20 protein-coding genes are annotated in these 19,093 nt (G+C 64.3%); 8 read left to right on the top strand and 12 right to left on the bottom strand.

Going from position 1 to position 19,093, the window contains the following annotated elements:
* The first annotated feature begins 370 nt into the window (after positions 1-370).
* The 3 genes from QX034_RS33575 to clpA all read left to right on the top strand — a co-directional run bounded on the left by QX034_RS33575 (position 371) and on the right by clpA (position 4,584).
* A complete protein-coding gene (locus QX034_RS33575; protein WP_315703270.1) occupies positions 371-715 on the top strand; it encodes a phasin family protein in 345 nt (114 codons plus the stop codon).
* 722 nt (positions 716-1,437) lie between these two features.
* Complete coding sequence (clpS, locus tag QX034_RS33570) at positions 1,438-1,773, top strand: ATP-dependent Clp protease adapter ClpS (RefSeq protein WP_315703271.1); 336 nt, start codon at positions 1,438-1,440, stop codon at positions 1,771-1,773.
* 414 nt (positions 1,774-2,187) lie between these two features.
* The gene (clpA, locus tag QX034_RS33565) at positions 2,188-4,584 is read left to right on the top strand and encodes an ATP-dependent Clp protease ATP-binding subunit ClpA (RefSeq protein WP_315703272.1); all 2,397 of its coding nucleotides are present in this window, start codon (positions 2,188-2,190) and stop codon (positions 4,582-4,584) included.
* A gap of 101 nt (positions 4,585-4,685) precedes the next feature.
* On the opposite strand, the gene QX034_RS33560 is transcribed toward clpA, so the two are convergent.
* From QX034_RS33560 to QX034_RS33545, 4 genes are all read right to left on the bottom strand, one after another.
* Positions 4,686-6,107 (bottom strand): MFS transporter, encoded by a 1,422-nt coding sequence (locus QX034_RS33560; RefSeq protein WP_315703273.1) that lies wholly within the window; start codon positions 6,105-6,107, stop codon positions 4,686-4,688.
* A 108-nt stretch (positions 6,108-6,215) separates the two neighbouring features.
* Positions 6,216-6,551 (bottom strand): cytochrome c, encoded by a 336-nt coding sequence (locus QX034_RS33555; RefSeq protein ID WP_315769451.1) that lies wholly within the window; start codon positions 6,549-6,551, stop codon positions 6,216-6,218.
* 56 nt (positions 6,552-6,607) lie between these two features.
* Entirely contained in the window at positions 6,608-6,769 is a 162-nt protein-coding gene (locus QX034_RS33550) for a hypothetical protein (RefSeq protein WP_315703275.1), read from the bottom strand.
* Between the two features lie 55 nt (positions 6,770-6,824).
* Entirely contained in the window at positions 6,825-7,781 is a 957-nt protein-coding gene (locus QX034_RS33545) for a helix-turn-helix domain-containing protein (protein WP_316196329.1), read from the bottom strand.
* 196 nt (positions 7,782-7,977) lie between these two features.
* Between QX034_RS33545 and QX034_RS33540 the strand changes: the two genes are divergently transcribed.
* Positions 7,978-9,018, top strand: coding sequence for a carbon-nitrogen hydrolase family protein (locus tag QX034_RS33540; RefSeq protein ID WP_315703277.1), 1,041 nt, complete (start codon positions 7,978-7,980; stop codon positions 9,016-9,018).
* Between the two features lie 230 nt (positions 9,019-9,248).
* Here QX034_RS33540 and QX034_RS33535 read toward each other — a convergent pair whose 3' ends face one another.
* Positions 9,249-9,704, bottom strand: a complete 456-nt coding sequence (locus QX034_RS33535) for a PEGA domain-containing protein (RefSeq protein WP_315703278.1) — start codon at positions 9,702-9,704, stop codon at positions 9,249-9,251.
* Between the two features lie 98 nt (positions 9,705-9,802).
* Positions 9,803-10,735 (bottom strand): glycine/sarcosine/betaine reductase selenoprotein B family protein, encoded by a 933-nt coding sequence (locus QX034_RS33530; RefSeq protein WP_315703279.1) that lies wholly within the window; start codon positions 10,733-10,735, stop codon positions 9,803-9,805.
* 152 nt (positions 10,736-10,887) lie between these two features.
* Here QX034_RS33530 and QX034_RS33525 point away from each other — a divergent pair, with 152 nt between their 5' ends.
* Both QX034_RS33525 and tsaA read left to right on the top strand, forming a co-directional pair.
* Positions 10,888-11,958: a transglycosylase SLT domain-containing protein gene (locus QX034_RS33525; RefSeq protein ID WP_410050931.1), complete on the top strand. Its 1,071-nt coding sequence runs from the start codon at positions 10,888-10,890 to the stop codon at positions 11,956-11,958.
* A gap of 102 nt (positions 11,959-12,060) precedes the next feature.
* Positions 12,061-12,555, top strand: a complete 495-nt coding sequence (tsaA, locus tag QX034_RS33520) for a tRNA (N6-threonylcarbamoyladenosine(37)-N6)-methyltransferase TrmO (protein WP_315703281.1) — start codon at positions 12,061-12,063, stop codon at positions 12,553-12,555.
* A gap of 107 nt (positions 12,556-12,662) precedes the next feature.
* Here tsaA and QX034_RS33515 read toward each other — a convergent pair whose 3' ends face one another.
* From QX034_RS33515 to QX034_RS33500, 4 genes are all read right to left on the bottom strand, one after another.
* Complete coding sequence (locus QX034_RS33515) at positions 12,663-13,088, bottom strand: HIT family protein (protein WP_315703282.1); 426 nt, start codon at positions 13,086-13,088, stop codon at positions 12,663-12,665.
* 66 nt (positions 13,089-13,154) lie between these two features.
* A complete protein-coding gene (locus QX034_RS33510; RefSeq protein ID WP_315744368.1) occupies positions 13,155-14,366 on the bottom strand; it encodes a GNAT family N-acetyltransferase in 1,212 nt (403 codons plus the stop codon).
* Between the two features lie 101 nt (positions 14,367-14,467).
* Positions 14,468-15,220, bottom strand: a complete 753-nt coding sequence (locus tag QX034_RS33505; protein WP_315703284.1) for a glycerophosphodiester phosphodiesterase — start codon at positions 15,218-15,220, stop codon at positions 14,468-14,470.
* 26 nt (positions 15,221-15,246) lie between these two features.
* Positions 15,247-15,714 (bottom strand): RidA family protein, encoded by a 468-nt coding sequence (locus QX034_RS33500; RefSeq protein WP_315730180.1) that lies wholly within the window; start codon positions 15,712-15,714, stop codon positions 15,247-15,249.
* Between the two features lie 248 nt (positions 15,715-15,962).
* Between QX034_RS33500 and QX034_RS33495 the strand changes: the two genes are divergently transcribed.
* Positions 15,963-16,820: a cell envelope integrity EipB family protein gene (locus QX034_RS33495; protein ID WP_315703286.1), complete on the top strand. Its 858-nt coding sequence runs from the start codon at positions 15,963-15,965 to the stop codon at positions 16,818-16,820.
* A gap of 85 nt (positions 16,821-16,905) precedes the next feature.
* Here QX034_RS33495 and QX034_RS33490 read toward each other — a convergent pair whose 3' ends face one another.
* Positions 16,906-18,231, bottom strand: a complete 1,326-nt coding sequence (locus QX034_RS33490; protein WP_316196327.1) for a DNA polymerase IV — start codon at positions 18,229-18,231, stop codon at positions 16,906-16,908.
* The gene (locus tag QX034_RS33485; RefSeq protein WP_315703288.1) at positions 18,210-18,509 is read right to left on the bottom strand and encodes a DUF3572 domain-containing protein; all 300 of its coding nucleotides are present in this window, start codon (positions 18,507-18,509) and stop codon (positions 18,210-18,212) included. The genes QX034_RS33490 and QX034_RS33485 overlap by 22 nt, the downstream gene beginning before the upstream one ends.
* A gap of 217 nt (positions 18,510-18,726) precedes the next feature.
* Between QX034_RS33485 and QX034_RS33480 the strand changes: the two genes are divergently transcribed.
* On the top strand, positions 18,727-19,092 hold the full coding sequence (locus tag QX034_RS33480; protein WP_315703289.1) for a response regulator: 366 nt from the start codon (positions 18,727-18,729) through the stop codon (positions 19,090-19,092).
* Position 19,093: the final 1 nt, after the last annotated feature.

The raw sequence follows: 19,093 nt of genomic DNA, 5'->3' as shown, positions 1-19,093 counted from the left end.
GATCACCGGCTCGTGAGGCAAAATTGTGCCGAACGCTCCCGTGACCTTGAGCCTGCCGGGCTGCCGATTGGCCGATAACGGTGACCACAGATCGAAAGACCGGAACTGAGGTTTTGTTAAGACGCTGTTTCCGAACAGCTTTTGCTGGATCCGCCGGCTTTTTTTGCGGCAGGACCATAGGAGAGGTTAGGGCGGGCGGGTTGCCAAAAGATTAAAGAACTCTTGCGGAGATCTCCGGGATATCCCTCTAATCCCACCTGTTGTGCATTGCACAAGATTCTTGCTTTCATTGTGCGGTGCAGTATATATGGCCTACGCCTCAGAAGAGCGAAGGCCTTCTGAGTTGCGCTTCGTCAGGGAAAGGGATGCCATGTTTAAGGTTGAGGACTTTCAGAACTACGGCAAGGAGCAATTCGAAACCGTCGTGAGCTCCGCGACGTCCGTACAGAACGGCCTGCATGCGATCGCCACCGCCTACGGCGACTACACCAAGAAATCGTTCGAAGACACCAAGTCCTTCGTCGAGAAGCTGTCGGGTGTAAAGTCGCTCGACAAGGTGTTGGAAGTTCAGAACGAATACGCCAAGTCAGCCTACGAGACCTTCGTCGCCGACTCGCAGAAGATCGCGAGCCTCTATTCGGATCTGGCCAAGCAGGCATTCAAGCCGCTGGAAGGTTTCGCTGCCAAGTTCACCCAGCCGGCCGCGACCCACTAAATCGGCGTTCGCCCGCTGTGGGACGACAAAAGCCCGGCGATCGCCGGGCTTCTTTTTTGGCTGATGTTCGACATCAGTTTTGCTTCGATTGCCGACGCCTGCGCGGAACCATCGCCTTCGTCCGGCCAACGATCCTCCATTTTCAAGGGGCAGGACAATCAACGGCAACGGGCGCGACGATGATGACGGGCTCATGGATCGCGGCAAGCGCTGTTGGCGGCGATGTCCATCGTGATCATCGCGGCCTACGACCGGTCGTGTCGGTCACGAGCAGGAGGAAGCTACCGACGCTTGCGAGAAGCGCGCCGTTGAATGCCGGTCACGCGGATCATAAAAACTGAGGCAAAGACTTCACAGCCCGTCATTGCCTGCGGGGACCGGTTCCTCGTTGATGTCCACTGAATCCGCTTTGTAAAATCCGGACGAATTGATTAACCTCTTCCACCGTCGCCTGGGTGGAGAGTCGGTCCTTGCGGCGAGCGTGGTTGACCGCGATGCGTGCTTGCGGCGAGCCGGCAGCTGACCCATATTGCCGGTGTCGGTCCAGCCGGACCGGTCGGCTGGGAAAGGCGATCTGGGACGCTGGTCCGGGCAGCCAGAGTGGCTCCGGCGGGGACAAGGCAGAAAACCCGTTGAGGGATTCTGCCGTAATATCTAACGCGTGTACCATGTCGCAGCTAACGTCCAGATTTGACCTGTCAGCGCCTCTGCCACTGCCCAATATGAGCAGCAACGAGAATCGGCCCGGCGGAACCGGCGGCGGCCCCGTCACGTCCGTCATCACCAAGGTCAAGCCGAAGACCAAGCGTCCGAACCTCTATCGCGTCCTGATCCTGAACGACGATTACACGCCGATGGAGTTCGTCGTTCACGTCTTGGAAAAATTCTTCAACAAGGACATCGAGGCCGCGACCAAGATCATGCTTCACGTCCACCACCACGGCATCGGGGAATGCGGGGTGTTCACGTACGAGATCGCCGAAACCAAGGTGACTCAGGTGATGGATTTCGCCCGCAAGCACCAGCACCCGCTGCAATGTGTGATGGAGAAGAAATAGGCAGGGAAGATAGGGCCGGGCCGGTCTTGCCGACTGCTGTCTTGACCGACGCGTCTTGGCGGACGTGGTGGCTGGAGTCGACGGGTTCGCAAGCCGGCCTCTTTCGATTTCGTAGCCTTTGATCTGCAGCCCGCCATCTTCGCGCGACATGCCCTCACGCGATCGTTTCGCAACCGATCGTTCTGTGGAATAGGCGCAAGAGCAGACTCCCCGGACCGCAAAATCCATCCAACTCGGCGTCAGCGCCGGTCCGCCACGGTCGGAACGGGTTTTGCATTGACGATCCGGTGAACGCGTAATCGGGCGGCTCTGCCGGTCTTTTGTCGCACTCGATTATAACTATATTTGACAAAGGTTGTTGTTGCCTGACCGGGCGGCGGCGATCATGATGCCAGGGGGCCATAGAGGACGCGCATGCCGACTTTTTCTCAAAGCCTTGAACAATCCCTGCATCGTGCGCTGGCGATTGCCAACGAGCGTCATCATCAATACGCGACACTGGAACATCTCCTGCTGTCCTTGATCGACGACTCCGATGCAGCGGCCGTGATGCGCGCATGCAGCGTCGATCTCGACAAGCTGCGCGGCAGCCTCGTCAACTATCTCGAAACCGAATTCGAAAATCTGGTCACGGACGGCAGCGACGATGCCAAGCCGACCGCGGGGTTCCAGCGCGTGATCCAGCGCGCGGTGATTCACGTCCAGTCCTCCGGACGCGAGGAGGTGACCGGCGCCAATGTGCTGATCGCGATCTTCGCCGAGCGCGAAAGCCACGCCGCGTACTTCCTGCAGGAGCAGGACATGACGCGCTACGACGCCGTCAACTACATCAGCCACGGCATCGCCAAGCGGCCGGGCGTCTCCGAGGCGCGCCCCGTGCGAGGCGTCGACGAGGAGACCGAGACCAAGGGCACCGAGGACTCCAAGAAGAAGGGCGAGGCGCTGGAAACCTATTGCGTCAACCTCAACAAGAAGGCGCGCGACGGCAAGATCGATCCCGTCATCGGCCGCAACTCGGAGATCAACCGCGCCATCCAGGTGCTGTGCCGCCGCCAGAAGAACAACCCGCTGTTCGTGGGTGAAGCGGGCGTCGGCAAGACCGCGATCGCGGAAGGCCTCGCCAAGCGTATCGTCGATAGTGAGGTTCCAGAAGTTCTGGCCGCTGCCACCGTGTTCTCGCTGGACATGGGCACGCTGCTCGCCGGCACGCGCTATCGCGGCGATTTCGAAGAGCGCCTGAAGCAGGTGCTGAAGGAACTCGAGGCGCACCCCAACGCAATCCTGTTCATCGACGAGATCCATACCGTGATCGGTGCGGGCGCCACCTCCGGCGGCGCGATGGATGCGTCCAACCTGTTGAAGCCGGCGCTGGCGTCCGGAACGATCCGCTGCATGGGCTCCACCACCTACAAGGAGTACCGCCAGCACTTCGAGAAGGACCGCGCGCTGGTGCGCCGGTTCCAGAAGATCGACGTCAATGAGCCGTCGGTCGAGGATGCGATCGCGATCCTGAAGGGATTGAAGCCGTATTTCGAGGATTATCATCGCCTGAAATATACCAACGAGGCGATCGAGGCCGCGGTGCAGCTCTCCTCGCGCTACATCCACGATCGCAAGTTGCCGGACAAAGCGATCGACGTGATCGACGAATCCGGCGCGGCGCAGATGCTGGTGTCCGAGAGCAAGCGCAAGAAGACGATCGGCATCAAGGAGATCGAGACCACGATCGCCACGATGGCGCGGATTCCCCCGAAGAGCGTCTCGAAGGACGATGCCGAGGTGCTCAAGCATCTTGAGCAGACCTTGAAGCGGGTGGTGTTCGGTCAGGACAAGGCGATCGACTCGCTGTCGGCCTCGATCAAGCTGGCGCGCGCCGGCTTGCGCGAGCCGGAGAAGCCGATCGGCTGCTACCTGTTCTCAGGGCCCACCGGCGTCGGCAAGACCGAAGTGGCCAAGCAGCTCGCGGCTACACTCGGCGTGGAGCTGTTGCGCTTCGACATGTCCGAATACATGGAGCGGCACACCGTATCGCGCCTGATCGGCGCGCCTCCGGGCTATGTCGGCTTCGACCAGGGCGGTCTCCTGACCGACGGCGTCGACCAGCATCCGCATTGCGTGGTGCTGCTGGACGAGATCGAGAAGGCGCATCCGGACCTGTACAATGTGCTGCTGCAGATCATGGATCACGGCCGGCTCACCGATCACAACGGCAAGCAGGTCAATTTCCGCAACGTGATCCTGATCATGACCACGAATGCGGGCGCCGCTGACCTCGCCAGGCAGGCGTTCGGCTTCCATCGCTCGAAGCGGGAAGGCGACGATCACGAGGCGATCAACCGCCAGTTCGCGCCGGAATTCCGCAACCGGCTCGATGCGATCGTGTCGTTCGCGCATCTGTCGGTGGACGTGATCGGCATGGTGGTCGAGAAGTTCGTGCTGCAGCTCGAAGCTCAGCTCGCCGACCGTGACGTCACCATCGAGCTGTCGGAGCCGGCCAAGGCCTGGCTGATCCAGCACGGCTATGACGAGCAGATGGGCGCGCGCCCGATGGGCCGCGTGATCCAGGAGCACATCAAGAAGCCGCTGGCGGACGAGGTGCTGTTCGGCAAGCTGAAGGGCGGCGGCCATGTCCGCGTCGTCCTGGTCAAGGACGAGGCCGATCCGGAGGCCGAGAAGATCGGCTTCGAGTTCGTCGAAGGCCCGGTCACGCCCAAGTCGGAAGTGCCGGCGGCCCGCAAGCGCAAGCCGAAATCGGGCGGATCCGGCGGCTCCAAGGGGCCGGCCTCGAAGGGACCGCTGGTGAAGGCCTGATCGGCGCGAGCTGGAAGATCATTCAACTGAAAGGGCCGGCTCTCGCGCCGGCCTTTTCTTTTGCCCTTCCGCGGAGTGGCCATCGCGGCCGCTCCGCCGGTTCACTCGCCCTTCAGCCGCTGTCCGTCCCGGACCCGGACATGCTCGGCGCCTCTGGCTCCGGCCGGCGACAGGCGGAGCATACTGAGCGCCGCACCAAGCAGCGCGAACCCCACGCCGGTCGACAGTGAAAACCGCGTCCCCTCGGTCGGACTGATCGCCAGGAACATCGCAACCAACGCCGCGCCCATGGTCTGGCCCAACAGCCGAGCGGTGCCCAGCATGCCGCTGGCGCCGCCGGCGCGCTCGCGCGGGGCTGCCGCGATCATGGTGCGATTGTTCGGGGTCTGGAACAGGCCGAAGCCAAGCCCGGCCAGCGCCATCCGCCAGACCACGTCCAAGGCCGAGGGTTGGGGCGGCAACAGCGCCAGCGCGCCAAGGCCGCAGGCGAACAAGGTCAGGCCGACACCGCCGAGCAGGCCCGCCGGAACACGGTCGATCAGCCGGCCCGAGATTGGCGCGGCGATCCCAACAGCAATCGGCCAGGGCGTGATCAACAGTCCCATCTGCACGGCCGAATAGCCGAAATGACTTTCCAGATAGAAGGGGATCGCCACGAAGGCGAGCATCTGACCGCAGAAGGAGGCGATCGACGTGGCGATCGAGAGCCCGAAGATCGGAATGCGCAGCAGGTCGAGCGGCAATAGCGGCGAGGCCATGTGGGTCTCGCGGTAGAACAGCGCCACGCCGGAGATGCCGGCGACGGCGAATTCGATGGCGCAGGTCAAGAGCGCCTCGCCATGTCCGAGGCTGTCGATCGCGGCGATGCCGAAGCCGAAGGTGAGCGCGCTCAAGGCTGCGCTCTGCCAGTCGAACATGTGCGGCGAGCGCAGCGTATGCGGCAGACAGCGTATGCCCAGCGCGAACGTCAGGAAGCCGAGCGGCACGTTGATCGCGAACAGATAGGGCCAGGTCCCGACCGAGAGGATGCCGGCCGCGATGGTCGGGCCGACGGCCGCCGAGACCGCGACGACCATCGCGTTGACGCCGATGCCCCGGCCGAGCAGCGCATGCGGATAGATGAAGCGCACCAGCGCTGAGTTCACGCTGAGGATACCGGCGGCACCGAAGCCCTGCAGGATGCGGGAGAGCGTCAGCAACAACAGGGTGTGCGACAGCGCGCAGGCTGCGGAGGCGATGGTGAACAGCACGAGGCCGGCGAGATAGACGCGACGGTAGCCGATGATCTCGCCGAGCGAAGCCAGCGGCAACAGCGAGATGGTAACTGCGAGCTGGTATCCGTTGACGATCCAGATCGAGAAGGCCGGGCTGGCGTTGAGGTCGCGCGCGATGGTCGGCAGCGCGACATTGGCAATCGCGCCGTCGACGACGGCCATGATGATGCCGAGCGCGATCGTGACGATCGCCCAGTTTCGCTGCGGCAGAGGAAGGCCATCGGCGTGGACGACAGGCGAGTCCGGCATCACTCGGCGGGCTCCGGGGTCGACCGCGGTTGCGGTCCGTGTGGGGGACGGCCTGCGACAACCGTTCCGGCGGAACCCCGTTCCTCGAGCAGCCCCCTCAGGCGCCGGTCATTTCCGCTTCGGATGGACCTGGATCGCCTTGAGGTAATTGACCACGGCCTCGGCGTCGGCGCGGTCGAATTGGAAGGTCGGCATGTCCGGGTGGATCGTCGACAGACCGCTCTGCAGACGCTGGGCAAAATCTTCGTCGTAGAGTTTGGGGTCGCCAAAAGTGCGGAAGGGCGGGGCATCCGGGTGCGGGCTGGCTCCAGTCTGACCTACCGCATGGCATCGACTGCAAAGCGTTTGCAAGAGCGCTTTTCCTCGCGCCTGCTCGCTGTCCAATGCATGGCTGGGACTGCCGACGACCCAGAGCAGCACGGCGAACAGGATGAGCTTTTTCATGCGAGCATTCCGTCGCGCGAGATGGCGGGGGCCGACGGCGGAGCTTCGGGCACGGCCTACCAGCGTCCGGTCAGCTTTTCATAGACGTAAAGCGCGACCAAGCCAATCGTGACCAGGGTCGAGACGACGGCGATCACGCGCCCCCAATCGAAGCGCGTGTTGTCGCCCTTGTTCAGCATCAGCAGGGCAAACAGGGCTTTGGGTGCAAAGCGGCGCATAGCACGGTCCTGCTGCGCCGGACCTGCGGAAGTGGCCCGGCGCGTTGCTGGGAGCTTAGCGTGTTTTGGCGCTGCGCCGCCACTCGCGCGGTGACAGGCCGAACTGTTCGCGGAACGCGCGACCGAAATGCGAGAGGTCGTTAAAGCCCCAGCTGAAAGCGATCTCGCTGATCTGACGATGTGTATGCGTCGGCGAGCCGAGGTCGCGCTTGCATCGCCTGAGACGCTCGGCGAGCATGTAGCGCCGGAACGAGGTCTCCTCGTCGGAGAACAGATCGTTGACGTAGCGCGCGGACAGACCCAGCTCGCGCGCGACCTTTGGCAGTGACAAATCGGGATCGGACAGCCGTGCGCTGATATACGCCCTGATGCGATAGAGCAGGGCCGCGCGATGGCTGGAGCTGGGCAGGGGCTGCGTGCGGAGCCGCTCGGCCAAGGTCATGGCCAGCAGGTCGGCGGCCTGCTCCGACAGGCGCTCGGCATGCTCGGCCCCGATGTGATCGGCGCGCTCGCATAGCTTGATGATGAAGTCATAGGCGAGCGGCTGCAGCGGGCTGTCGGCGCCGAAGGTAATCGCCGTCACCGCTTCGATCGCGCCAATCCTGCGCTGCAATATCTGGCGGGGGAGCTTGAACACGGTCTGCCTGAACGCGGCATCGAACTGCAGCTCATACGGGCGCGTCGTGTCGTAGATCGCGAACTCGCCGGGCCGAATCACCGTGTCGCGGCCATCCTGGACCACGCCGCCGATCCCCTCACGTCCCAGCGCAACCAGGACGAAGTCCGCGTCAGCGCGGGAGATCCGCTGTGACGTCCGGTATACGCGTTGACGGTCCGAGCACACCTCGGAGCAGACGGCCCGTCCGAACGCGGTGTGCGTCACCGAGCCACGAAAGGCGCTGCCGAGATCGGACGTGCAGTCGAGGCCGACATAGACGTCGCAGACGATGTCCTGCCAGAGCGCCAGCCTGCGATGGCCCGGGCTTCCGTCGGTGGTGAACAGGATCGGCATCGGTCCGTCTCCTTCTGCACCTCTGTCGAATGGATAGCCTCAAGGCAGCAAATTCCGGGCCGGCTGGGCGATTGGCCGCCCCGCAGTCGAATTTTCGTTCCCTGCAAGACGAGCGCGAATACCGCCTGGGGTCAATAGTGCACGCGAGCGTCGAGGCGGCGGGGCGCGCCGCGATGTGCAACAGGGAGCAACAGCGATGGGAATCGTACATCCGAAATACAAGGTGGCGGTGGTGCAGGCCGCACCCGCCTGGTTGGACCTCGAAGCCTCGATCAGGAAGACCATCGCGCTGATCGAGGAGGCGGCCGACAAGGGCGCCAAGCTGGTCGCCTTCCCGGAGGTGTTCATCCCCGGCTACCCTTGGCACATCTGGATGGACGCGCCGGCCTGGTGCATCGGCCGCGGCTTCACGCAGCGCTATTTCGACAATTCGCTGTCCTATGACAGCCCGGAGGCCGAGGCGCTGCGTGCGGCCGTGCGCAAGGCGAAGCTCACGGCCGTGCTCGGCTTATCCGAGCGCGACGGCGGCAGCCTCTACATCGCGCAATGGCTGATCGGTCCGGACGGCGAGACGATTGCCAAACGCCGCAAGTTGCGGCCGACCCATGCCGAGCGCACCGTGTATGGCGAGGGCGACGGCAGCGATCTCGCCGTACACGAGCGACCCGACATCGGCCGGCTCGGCGCGCTGTGCTGCTGGGAGCACCTGCAGCCGCTCTCGAAATATGCGATGTACGCCCAGAACGAGCAGGTGCACGTCGCGGCCTGGCCGAGCTTCTCGCTCTACGACCCGTTCGCGCCGGCGCTCGGCGCCGAGGTCAATAATGCGGCCTCGCGCGTCTATGCGGTGGAAGGATCGTGTTTCGTACTGGCGCCCTGTGCGACGGTGTCGCAGTCGATGATCGACGAGCTCTGCGACCGCCCCGACAAGCATGCGCTGCTGCATGTCGGCGGCGGTCACGCCGCGATCTTCGGTCCGGACGGCAGCTCGCTGGCTCAGAAGCTACCGCCGGATCAGGAAGGTTTGCTGATTGCCGAGATCGATCTCGGCATGATTGGCATCGCCAAGAATGCCGCCGATCCCGCCGGGCACTATTCGCGGCCGGACGTGACGCGGCTGCTGCTCAACAAGAAGCCGTTCAACCGGGTCGAGCAGTTCGCGCTGCCGGTGGACGGCATATCGCCGACTGCTCAGGCCGGCGAGGTTTCGGCGGGGCGACCCGTCGAAGCCGCCTGAAGGATGGTGTCACGGAGTCCGCGATCACTGCGCAACTCACCGTTGCGCGCTCTCGCGATCGCTGCGTCGATGGCGACTGCACGCCGCCTTGTCCATCCGTACGTCGCCCGCCACAAGCCGAGCGTCTCCGCGTCGTGACGGCTTGGTTCGGCGTGCAGTATCGCGGCGAGGGACCGTGGCGTTGCCGCCCTGGTGTCCAGCTTTCTGAAGTCCGCGTCGGACGAGGACGCTTAGGTGCCGGCTTCCGGCTTGTGCGACGGAGCAAGCTTGCGAGGCCGTGCGGGCCGCGCCGGTGCCGGGGCACTATGCGGCTGCAGCGTGACGATCACGGGATTGGGCTTGTGGTCGGTGGCTGCGCCGGTCGCGGCATCGACGCCCATGCCGATCAGCCCGCCAGCAAGGACGTTGCCCGCGAAGCCGGCCGCGCCCGCGGCCGGAATGTCCTTCGTCAGCGGCACGATCTGGGTCTCGTAGCCTTCCTTCGCGATGGTGACCGTGACGTCGGCATTGCGCTTGGCCACGAACGCACAAGGCGTCATGCACGTCATCGGTGCTTCGAGACCCGAGACCGTCGCCTCCGCGCCCGATGGCGTCGATGCGACGCTGATCGTTTCCGTTGTCCCTCGCGTCACCGACGCGCAGCCGCCCACCATGGCGCACAGCGCCAAGCACCCCAAAACACGCATTAAAACTGTTCCCCCAGCACCCTGCGGCAATCAAGCGCAACCGGGGAGGCGGGGCAAGGACAAAGCCCTATCGGAAAGGGAGTTCTCTGGGAATTCTGTTAGCTGTTGCCCTCGCGCAATCCCTTGGCCACGGCCTTTTGCGCGTCGAATTCGGCGCGCCGCCGCGCCAATTCCTCCGGGCTCAGCAGCGCGGGATTGCTGTAGTCCCGCTTCCAGCCGGCATCCTCGCTCCAGCGCAGCGGCGACTGCATGGTGGTTTGCGGGCCAGGTGCGCTTTCCAAGAGCTGCAAGGCCAGCTCGAGCGTCAGGGCTTGCGAGGCGGCATCGTGCGGCTTGCCGGCGGAATTGCCGAGCGGAAAATCCGAGAACAGAAAGCGCGGCACCGCGACGTGCTCGACGATGTCCTTGGCGCAGCCCATGATGACGGTGGCGATGCCGTTCGCTTCCAGATGCCGCGCCACCAGGCTGACGGTCTGGTGACACACCGGGCAGTTCGGCACCAGCACGACGGCATCGACGTCGTCGGCACGACAGCGCGCCAGGATCTCCGGCGCATCGGTCTCGATGGTGGCGCGATGGCTGCGGTTGGTCGGTGCGCCGAAGAAGCGCGGCGCGACTTCGCCGATGCGGCCCTCGCGGGCGAGCCGCATCAGCTGTGGCAGCGGAAACCAGGTGCCGGAGTCCTCGGCCGAGGTGTGCACGCGGTCATAAGCGATGTGGGAAATGCGCAGATCATGCGTCTTCGACGTATCGCCATCATAGACCGAGTAGAACTTGGCGCCGCCATTGTATGGCGCACCGGGGCCTTGATTGCCCTTGGCGGGATCGTAAGGCGCCGCCGTCGTGACGATGGTGACGCGCGATTGGCGGAGCGGCTTCTTCAAGGGCTGGAATGGCGCGGATGTGTAGTGCGCCCACCGATAGGGCGTGTCATAGCCGATTGCGAGATAGTAGTCGCGCGTACGCGCCATATAGGGCAGCGGCACATCGTCGTCCGGCGCGAAGCCGAACCGATCATCGGCGTCTGTCATGCCTGACGTTCCTCGGTAAAATAGTCGTTGCGTGAAATTGCTGACGTTGGACGCGGTGTGTCAAGCTGCCGCGTCGAGGAACATGCAGCGGCCTCACGCTTTGAGGGGAGGGAACGCCGACCGGTTCCGACTGGATCATGCAACCTTTGCAGATGCTTGCCGCAATCCGCCTCTTCTGTATGGGCCTCTGCCTGGCGTTCGCAGCGCCAGCTGCTGCATTGGCCGAAGAGACGGCCAAGCCGCCGGTCGCCGAGCCGCCGCCCGCGCCACAGGCTTCGTCGCCAAGCTCCGCTCAGCCGGCCAAGGATGACGCGAAGCCGGATGCGCCCCAGGAGAAGGCGGAGGAGAAGGCCGCGCCTCCGGCCCCTGCCGGGGCCGCCGCGCAAGCCACGGAGCCCAAGCGGGAGGATCCGAGAGAAAGCGACACCCGCGAAGCCATCTGCCTGATGATCGAATCCGCGGCCCGGGCGAACAACCTGCCGCTCGAATTCTTCGCCCGCGTGATCTGGCAGGAGAGCCGCTTCCAGGCGGACGCGGAGGGACCGGTCACCCGCAATGGCCAGCGCGCGCAGGGCATCGCGCAGTTCATGCCGGGGACAGCGGATGAGCGGCGGCTGCTCGATCCGTTCGACCCAGTGCAGGCGCTGCCGAAATCGGCTCAATTCCTGGCCGAGCTGCGTGACCAGTTCGGCAATCTCGGGCTGGCCGCAGCGGCGTATAATGCCGGCTCGCGCCGGGTGCAGGACTGGCTCGCCGGCAAGGGCCAGATGCCCTATGAGACGCGCAATTACGTCTCGGCCATTACCGGGGCGACGATCGACGATTGGGCCACGGCGGGCAAGGGCGGCAAGCCGCCACCGAACTCGCCACCCACCTCCTGTCATCAGCTGATGGCGCTGCTCAAGCGCGCGCCGAATCCGTTCGTCACCCAGCTCGAACAGCACGTCGCGCTGGCCGCGGCCAAGCTCTGGGGCGTGCAGCTCGCCGCCGGCTTCGACCGCAACAAGGCGTTGGCGATGTATGCCCGCGCCATCCGGGGACTCAGCGCGATCATCGGCGACCGCGATCCCAGTCTATTGTCGTCGGTGATGCGCTCGCGCGGCTCCCATCCGTTCTACCAGGTGCGGATCGGCGCCGACACGCGCGCTGAGGCCGACGACCTCTGCAACCGCATCCGCCGCGCCCGTGGCGCCTGCTTCGTGCTGCGCAACAGAGGCGTGTGACGACCAGCCTCGGCGGCCGATGGGGGCGGTGAGATTGCGCGAGCGCAATTGCGGTGTCCGGGCAATTGGGTAGACTCCGCGCCAGACAATTGGACCTTGCTGATGACCACAGAGACCGATCTTCGCCCGGGGGAAGTCACCGTCGAGGCGCCGCCGCCGCACGATGCCCAGCTCTATTTCATCGGACGGATCCGCACGCCCTGGACCTCCAGGCTGGAGACGCCACGGCAGGGCAGCCATGAGGGGCCGGTGTGCCGGCTCGAAATCTTCGAGCCGTGGGTGCCGGCGCTGAAGGGCGTCGACTTCTACACCCATCTGGAGGTGATCTATTGGCTGCACCGCTCGCGCCGCGATCTCGTGCTGCAGAGCCCGAAACATCACGACGAGAAGACCCGCGGCACCTTCTCGCTGCGGTCGCCAGTGCGGCCCAACCCGATCGGGACCTCAACGGTGAAGTTCGTCGCCCTCGAAGGCAATACGGTGCTGGTGCGTGGGCTCGATTGCCTCGACGAGACGCCGCTGCTCGACATCAAGCCGGACCGCTGCGTGTTCTCGCCGCTCTCGCAGCAGCAGGTGGTGGGTGTCGGCGGCAAGTAGCAAGCGCGACACCGTCATTGCGAGGCGCGCATGCGCCGAAGCAATCCAGAATCTTCGTTTGGCTCAGGATTGCGTCGTTTCGCTCGCAATGACGGAAGCAGCAGTAATCAGCCCTTCAGGGCCGCTGCCAACTTCGCCGCGTGCTCTTCCAGCACCTTGGGGTCTTCCTTGCGGCTCGCGGGCGGCAGCAGGGAATCGCCGGTATGGCGGGGCATCACATGCACATGCAGGTGGAACACCACCTGGCCGCCGGCGTGCTCGTTGAACTGCTGGATGGTGATGCCGTCGGCATTGAATGCCGACTTGGCGGCGCGAGCGATCTTGCGGGTCGCGCGCGCCACATGGAGATAATCCTCTTCGGTGATGTCGAGGATGTTGCGGGCAGGGGCCTTCGGGATCACCAGCGTGTGGCCGGGCACGCGCGGCATGATGTCGAGGAAGGCCAGCACATGGTCGTTCTCATAGACCTTGTAGCTGGGGAATTCGCCGCGCAGGATTTTTGCGAACGGATTGTTGGGATCATAGGCGGTCATTGCTGCACCTCGGGGCTCCTCGGACGGCGCTACTTTCCTCGCCGTCCGCCAAAGGTCAAGGGCCGGTCAGGACGGCTCGTCCATCGCTTTGCGGAACGGCCCGGCCTCGGTGAGCTCGCGGCCGACCTCGTCGACATAGGCGCGCTCGCGCTTCAGATAATCGTCGATGGCGCGGCGCAGGCCGCGATCGGCGATGAAGTGGGCGGAATAGGTGGTCTGCGGCAGGTAGCCGCGGGCGATCTTGTGCTCGCCCTGCGCGCCGGCTTCCACGACCCTGAGCCGGCGCTCAATCGCAAACTCGATCGCCTGATAGTAGCAGACCTCGAAATGCAGGAACGGGTGGTGCTCGATCGCGCCCCAATTGCGCCCGAACAGCGTGTCGGAGCCGATGAAGTTGATCGCGCCTGCGATCCAGCGGCCCTCGCGTCTGGCCATCACCAGCAGCACGTCGTCGGCCATGCTCGCGCCGATCAGCGAAAAGAATTTCCGGTTGAGATAGGGGCGGCCCCATTTGCGCGAGCCGGTGTCCATATAGAAGTCGAAGAAGGCGTCCCAGGCCTCTTCCGTGATGTCCTTGCCGGTCAGCCGGTGGATCGTGATTCCATTCGCCAGTGCGTCGCGCCGCTCGCGCTTGATCGCCTTGCGGTGGCGGGAATTCAGCGTCGCCAGGAAATCGTCGAAGGTTGCGAAGCCCTCGTTGTGCCAGTGAAACTGCTGGTCCGTGCGCTGCAGGAAACCCTGCCGTGCCAGCAGCTCCCATTCATGCTCGCGGGCAAAGGTGACATGGACGGAAGAGGCCTCGCTGATCCCGCATAGCGCAATCAGCCCCTGCGCGAGCGCATTGCCGATTTGGGCCCGGTCTTCGCCGGCACGGATCAGGAGGCGGGGACCTGTGGCCGGGGTGAACGGAACCGAGACCTGCAGCTTCGGGTAATAGCGGCCGCCGGCGCGCTCATAGGCATCCGCCCAGCCGCGGTCGAAGACATATTCGCCTTGCGAGTGCGATTTCAGATAGCAGGGCACGATGCCGACGATCCGCTCGTTGACCTTGGCCACGAGATGGCGCGGCGCCCAGCCGGTGCGGATCGTGGCGCAGCCGGAGGCTTCGGCAGCAGACAAAAATGCGTGCGAGACGAAAGGGTTATAGGACTGGCTGAGATCGTCGCACGAACTCGGCAGCTTTGCCGGACCTCGCGGATTGGCGCAGGCGTCCCAGTCGGCGGCCGGAATCTCGCCAATCCCGGGCAGAGCTTCGAGCGTGATCTCAGATGATGCCATCGAACCCTTGGAAGCCCTTGGAAGAGGTGGAGGGACGAGCGCTTCCCGTCAGGCCCCTCGCTTTAAGATCGTGCATCGCAGCAGCAACTGCAAGGTCGCTCTCAAGCCTCCGGCACAAAGCCTTCGAAAATCATCTGATCTGCGTAGCGGGCGGCGGCCTGGCGCTGCTCCGGGGTACGCACCGTCCAGGCCAGCAGCGGGCAGCCGAACACATTGCGCGCGATCCAGGGCGCGGGCGCCGGCAGCTGATTGACCCAATAGGCGACGAAATGCGGCTGAGTGCGGAACCCGTGCTTCAGATGCAGCATGCTGTCGCGCTGCTCACGCGTCAGCTTGTTCCAGTAACCGTCCTCATAGTTCCGCTGGGCGACGATGCCGCGCGGCAGCTTCGGCATGATCTCGCGCAGCGCCATCACCTGGTCCGGGTCGAAGGACATCCCCACCACGGGACCCGAATAGGTGGCCAGCACCTCGGCCATCCGTTTCACCAGGCGGCGATCGCCGTTGAAAAAGCTTTTCACCTCGATGACCAGCGGCACGCGGCCGGCGACGAGGTTGCAGAGATCGGCGAGCGTCATCATGCGCTCACCGGTGTTCTTGAAGGGGAGCGCTTGCAGCTCGGCTGCGGTCTTCTCGATCAGATAGCCGGAGCCCTCGGTGAGCCGGCCGAGCTCATGGTCATGATGCACCATGGCCTCGCCATCGGCCGACAACTGGATGTCGCATTCGATGGCGAAATTGCCGGCCACTGCGGCGCGCGCCGCGGCCGGCATGTTCTCGACCACGCCGCGGGCGATGTCATGCAGCCCGCGATGGGCGACGGGGCGGGCGGTCAGCCAGTCAGGTGCACGCATGTTGGCCCCGTCCGCTCTGCCAAGCTTCAGGCGATTTCGAACACGCCTTCGACTTCCACCGCCGCATCGGCCGGCAGCGCGGCGACGCCGACGGTGGTGCGGGCATGGCGGCCCTTGTCGCCGAACACGGCGACCATCAGGTCCGAGGCGCCGTTCAGCACTTTCGGGCCGTCCAGGAAATCCGGCGCCGAGTTGACGAAGCCGCCGAGCCGAACCACGCGCACGACCTTCTCGAGGTCGCCGACCGCAGCCTTCACCTGGGCCAGCAGGTTGATGGCGCAGCCGCGGGCGGCCGCCGCGCCGTCTTCCACCGAGACGCCAGCGCCGAGCTTGCCCTTGGCGATCAGCTTGCCGTCTGCGCCGAAGCAGACCTGGCCCGAGACAAACAGCAGATTGCCTGATCGGACGAAGGGGACGTAATTCGCCACCGGCGCCGCGGGCTGAGGCAAGGTGATGCCCTGAGCCGCCAAATTCTGTTCAACCGTACCCGCCATGGATATCCCCGTCTGGTCATGAATGGCCGATCCGACGGTCGGACCGGCGGCTTTCTTTGGCGTATCGCACCGTCACTTGCAAGTCGGCCGCAGAGCCATAACCAGCTGCCGAAATCTGCAGCAGCGCCTCCAGTCGCGGTCCGCGTGCGACTGGATCATTCGCACGTTTACGTGAGGCAGCCCCAGTTGCGACGCAATGCCACGATCTCTAATGTGACGGTTCTTTTATCGGCCTTGGAAAGACTCACATGGCTCATTCGTTTCGACCGGCGATCGGTGCGCTGGCTATTGCCGCAATGTCCTTCGGCTCGGCGCAGGCCGCGGCCGGAGCGCCGTTCCTGCCGCATCAGGCGCTCTACGATCTGAGCCTGGTGAAGTCGCGCGGATCGAGCCCGATCAACAGCGCGCGCGGCCGGATCCTTTACAATTTCTCGGGCAATGCCTGCGAGGGTTACACCTCCGAATTCCGCCAGGTCTCCGAACTCGACGTCGGTGAAGGCAAGGTGACGTTGAGCGATTTGCGCTCGACGGCGTGGGAGGACGGCGCCGGCAAGAGCTACCGGTTCAAGATCGACTCGCGGACCAACGACACCGACTCCAATCCGGTCGATGGCATTGCCGAGCGCACCGGTGATCATATCACGGTCAAATTGAAGCAGCCGGAGCCTAAGACCTTCACGCTCGACGGCAAGACGGTGTTTCCGACCGAGCAGATCCAGCGCATCATTGCCGCGGCTCGCGAGGGTAAATCGTTGCTTGAACTCACCGTCTACGACGGCTCGGACAATGGCGAGAAGGTCTACAATACGTTGTCCGTGATCGGGCAGCCGATTCCCGCCGACAAGGCGGTTTCCGCGCCTGATCCAGCGACTGCGAGCGAGCAGATGAAGGGGCTGACCCGCTGGCCGGTTACCGTGAGCTATTACGACAACGAGGCGAAGAAGACGGAAGGCGAACAGACGCCGATCTATTCAATGTCGTTCGAGCTGTACGAGAATGGCGTGTCGCGTTCGCTGGTGCTCGACTACAATGATTTCGTCATTGCCGGCGCGGTGAGCAAGTTCGACATCAAGGACAACAAGGACGCCAAGCCCTGCAGCAACTGACGTCGTCGAGTCGTCGGTCTCTTGGCCTTTCCGGCTTCGATGTGACGTCTTTGGCGGGCCTGCGCGCTTCGGTTACGATCCCGCCTCAGCCGGTCTTTTCCGGGCCGTCGTAGGCGATGCCGCGGATCACGGCGCTCAGGCCGAATTTCTTGCGCAAGGCGTCCATCGCGCGCTCGGCCTGCGCCGAGCGGCGGTCGAGCATGTCGGCATCAGCGGCTTCCGACCCCGGTCGCAACGCGCTGACGCCGGCGCCCATCAGACGGAAGGCGGTGCCGTCGGTCTCGCGCGCCAGCATGTCGCGGCAGACCGCAAAGATCTTGCCGGCCAGCTGGGTCGGTGCGCCCACGGATTGCGAACGGGTGCGCTGGCGGAAATCCGCCGTCTTCAGTTTCAAGGTGATGGTGCAGCCGGACAGATCGCTCGCCTTCAGCCGGTGCGAGACTTTCTCTGAAAGCCGCCACAGCAGCTTTTCCAGGGTGGCGTAATCGCGGATATCGTCCTCGAACGTGGTCTCGCTGGAAATGCTTTTGGCGCCGCGATCGGCAACGACCTTGCGGTCGTCGATGCCGCGCGCCAGGCGCCAGAGCCTGCGGCCGTCGCTCGGAAACTGCTTCATCAGCTCGATCTCATCGGCCCGCTGCAGGTCGGCGATGGTGCGAAAGCCACGGCTCGCCAGCCGCTCCTGGGTGGCGGGGCCGACGCCGAAGATGAAGCCGACCGGCTTGTCCTTGAGCATGTCGCAGGCTTGTTCCTGATCCAACGTGGCGAAGCCGCGCGGCTTGTCGAGATCGGACGCGATCTTGGCCAGGAACTTGTTGCAGGACAGCCCGACCGAGACCGTGATGCCGATGTTCGTCTCCACCTCCTGGGCAAAGCGCGCCAGCACCTTGGCCGGGATCATGCCGTGGACGCGTTCGGTCCCGGACAAATCCAGGAATGCCTCGTCGATCGACAATGGCTCGACCAGCGGCGTCAGGGCCTGCATCGCCTGTCGCACCTCGCGGCCGACGCGGACGTATTTTGCCATGTCGGGGCGGATCACCACCGCAGACGGGCAGAGCTCGAGTGCCTTGAACATCGGCATCGCCGAGCGGACTCCGTAGGTCCGCGCGATGTAGCACGCCGCCGAAACCACGCCGCGCTTGCCGCCGCCGATGATGACGGGCCGATCGGCGACCTCAGGATTGTCGCGCTTCTCGACCGTCGCGTAGAACGCGTCGCAATCGATATGGGCGAGCGTGAGCGCGGGCAGCGCGCGATGCCGGACCAGGCGCGGTGAGCCGCACGCGGTACAGCGCCTGGCCTGTGCGTCGAGATCGCTCAGACAGTCCCGACAGAAGCAGGCCGGCCCGGTTGCCGCGCGCGGTCCTGCATCCGGCGGGGGGGCGCTCACGGCACGTCGCGCTCCCATTTGCGGTCCCCCAATACCTCCCGCGCCGCCATGATGTTGGTCGGATGAAGCTTGGAGGCGGCCGCGAAAGCCTTAACGCTCTCGTCGTCCCGCAAAACGAAATCGAGCACATTGACGAGGAAATTCGGGTCGGTCGCCGCCGAGCGCAGCGTCTCCGGGCCGATGCCGGTGTCGGCCAGGAACCGGCCCAGGCGCTCGGGTTCCCCCGCCAGGAAGGAAAGGGCCTGAACCGCAACGATTTCAGCCACTTCGCGGGGATTCTGAACAGGCTTTTTCAACGGCCGATTTGCCTTTCCGTTAACTTCTCGTCTCTACTTTGCGATCATCATGCCCGAGTCTTCGGAATCTGTTCAAGCAAGTGGAAACCATCTTCCCGAAGATGGATGATCAACTTTAACGGCTTTACGCGAATCTAGGGCGAGTTTGAATTAGATGACACGGCGGGCAGGGGCGTCCGCCGGAGGGCAGGCCGGTGTCAATGAATGGGAGGGACGGATGGGAAAGACCGTCCTGATCGTGGAGGACAACGAGCTCAATATGAAGCTCTTCCGCGATCTTCTGGAAGCGCATGGCTATCAGACCGCCGGCACCAGCTCCGGTGTGGAGGCGCTCGACATCGTCCGCAAGACGCGCCCCGATCTGATCCTGATGGATATTCAGCTGCCTCAGGTCTCCGGCCTCGAAGTGACGCGCTGGATCAAGGATGATCCGGAGCTGCGTTCGATCCCGGTGGTCGCCGTCACGGCATTTGCGATGAAGGGCGACGAAGAGCGCATCCGCGAGGGCGGATGCGAGGCCTATCTTTCAAAACCGATCTCGGTCGGAAAATTCATTGAAACTGTGCGACGATTTATCGGGTAGG

The organism is Bradyrhizobium sp. SZCCHNR3119 (genome assembly GCF_032487775.1).
Lineage (GTDB): Bacteria > Pseudomonadota > Alphaproteobacteria > Rhizobiales > Xanthobacteraceae > Bradyrhizobium.
The sequence above is the reverse complement of the archived record's forward strand: the minus strand, read 5'-3'. Positions and strand labels throughout refer to the sequence as shown.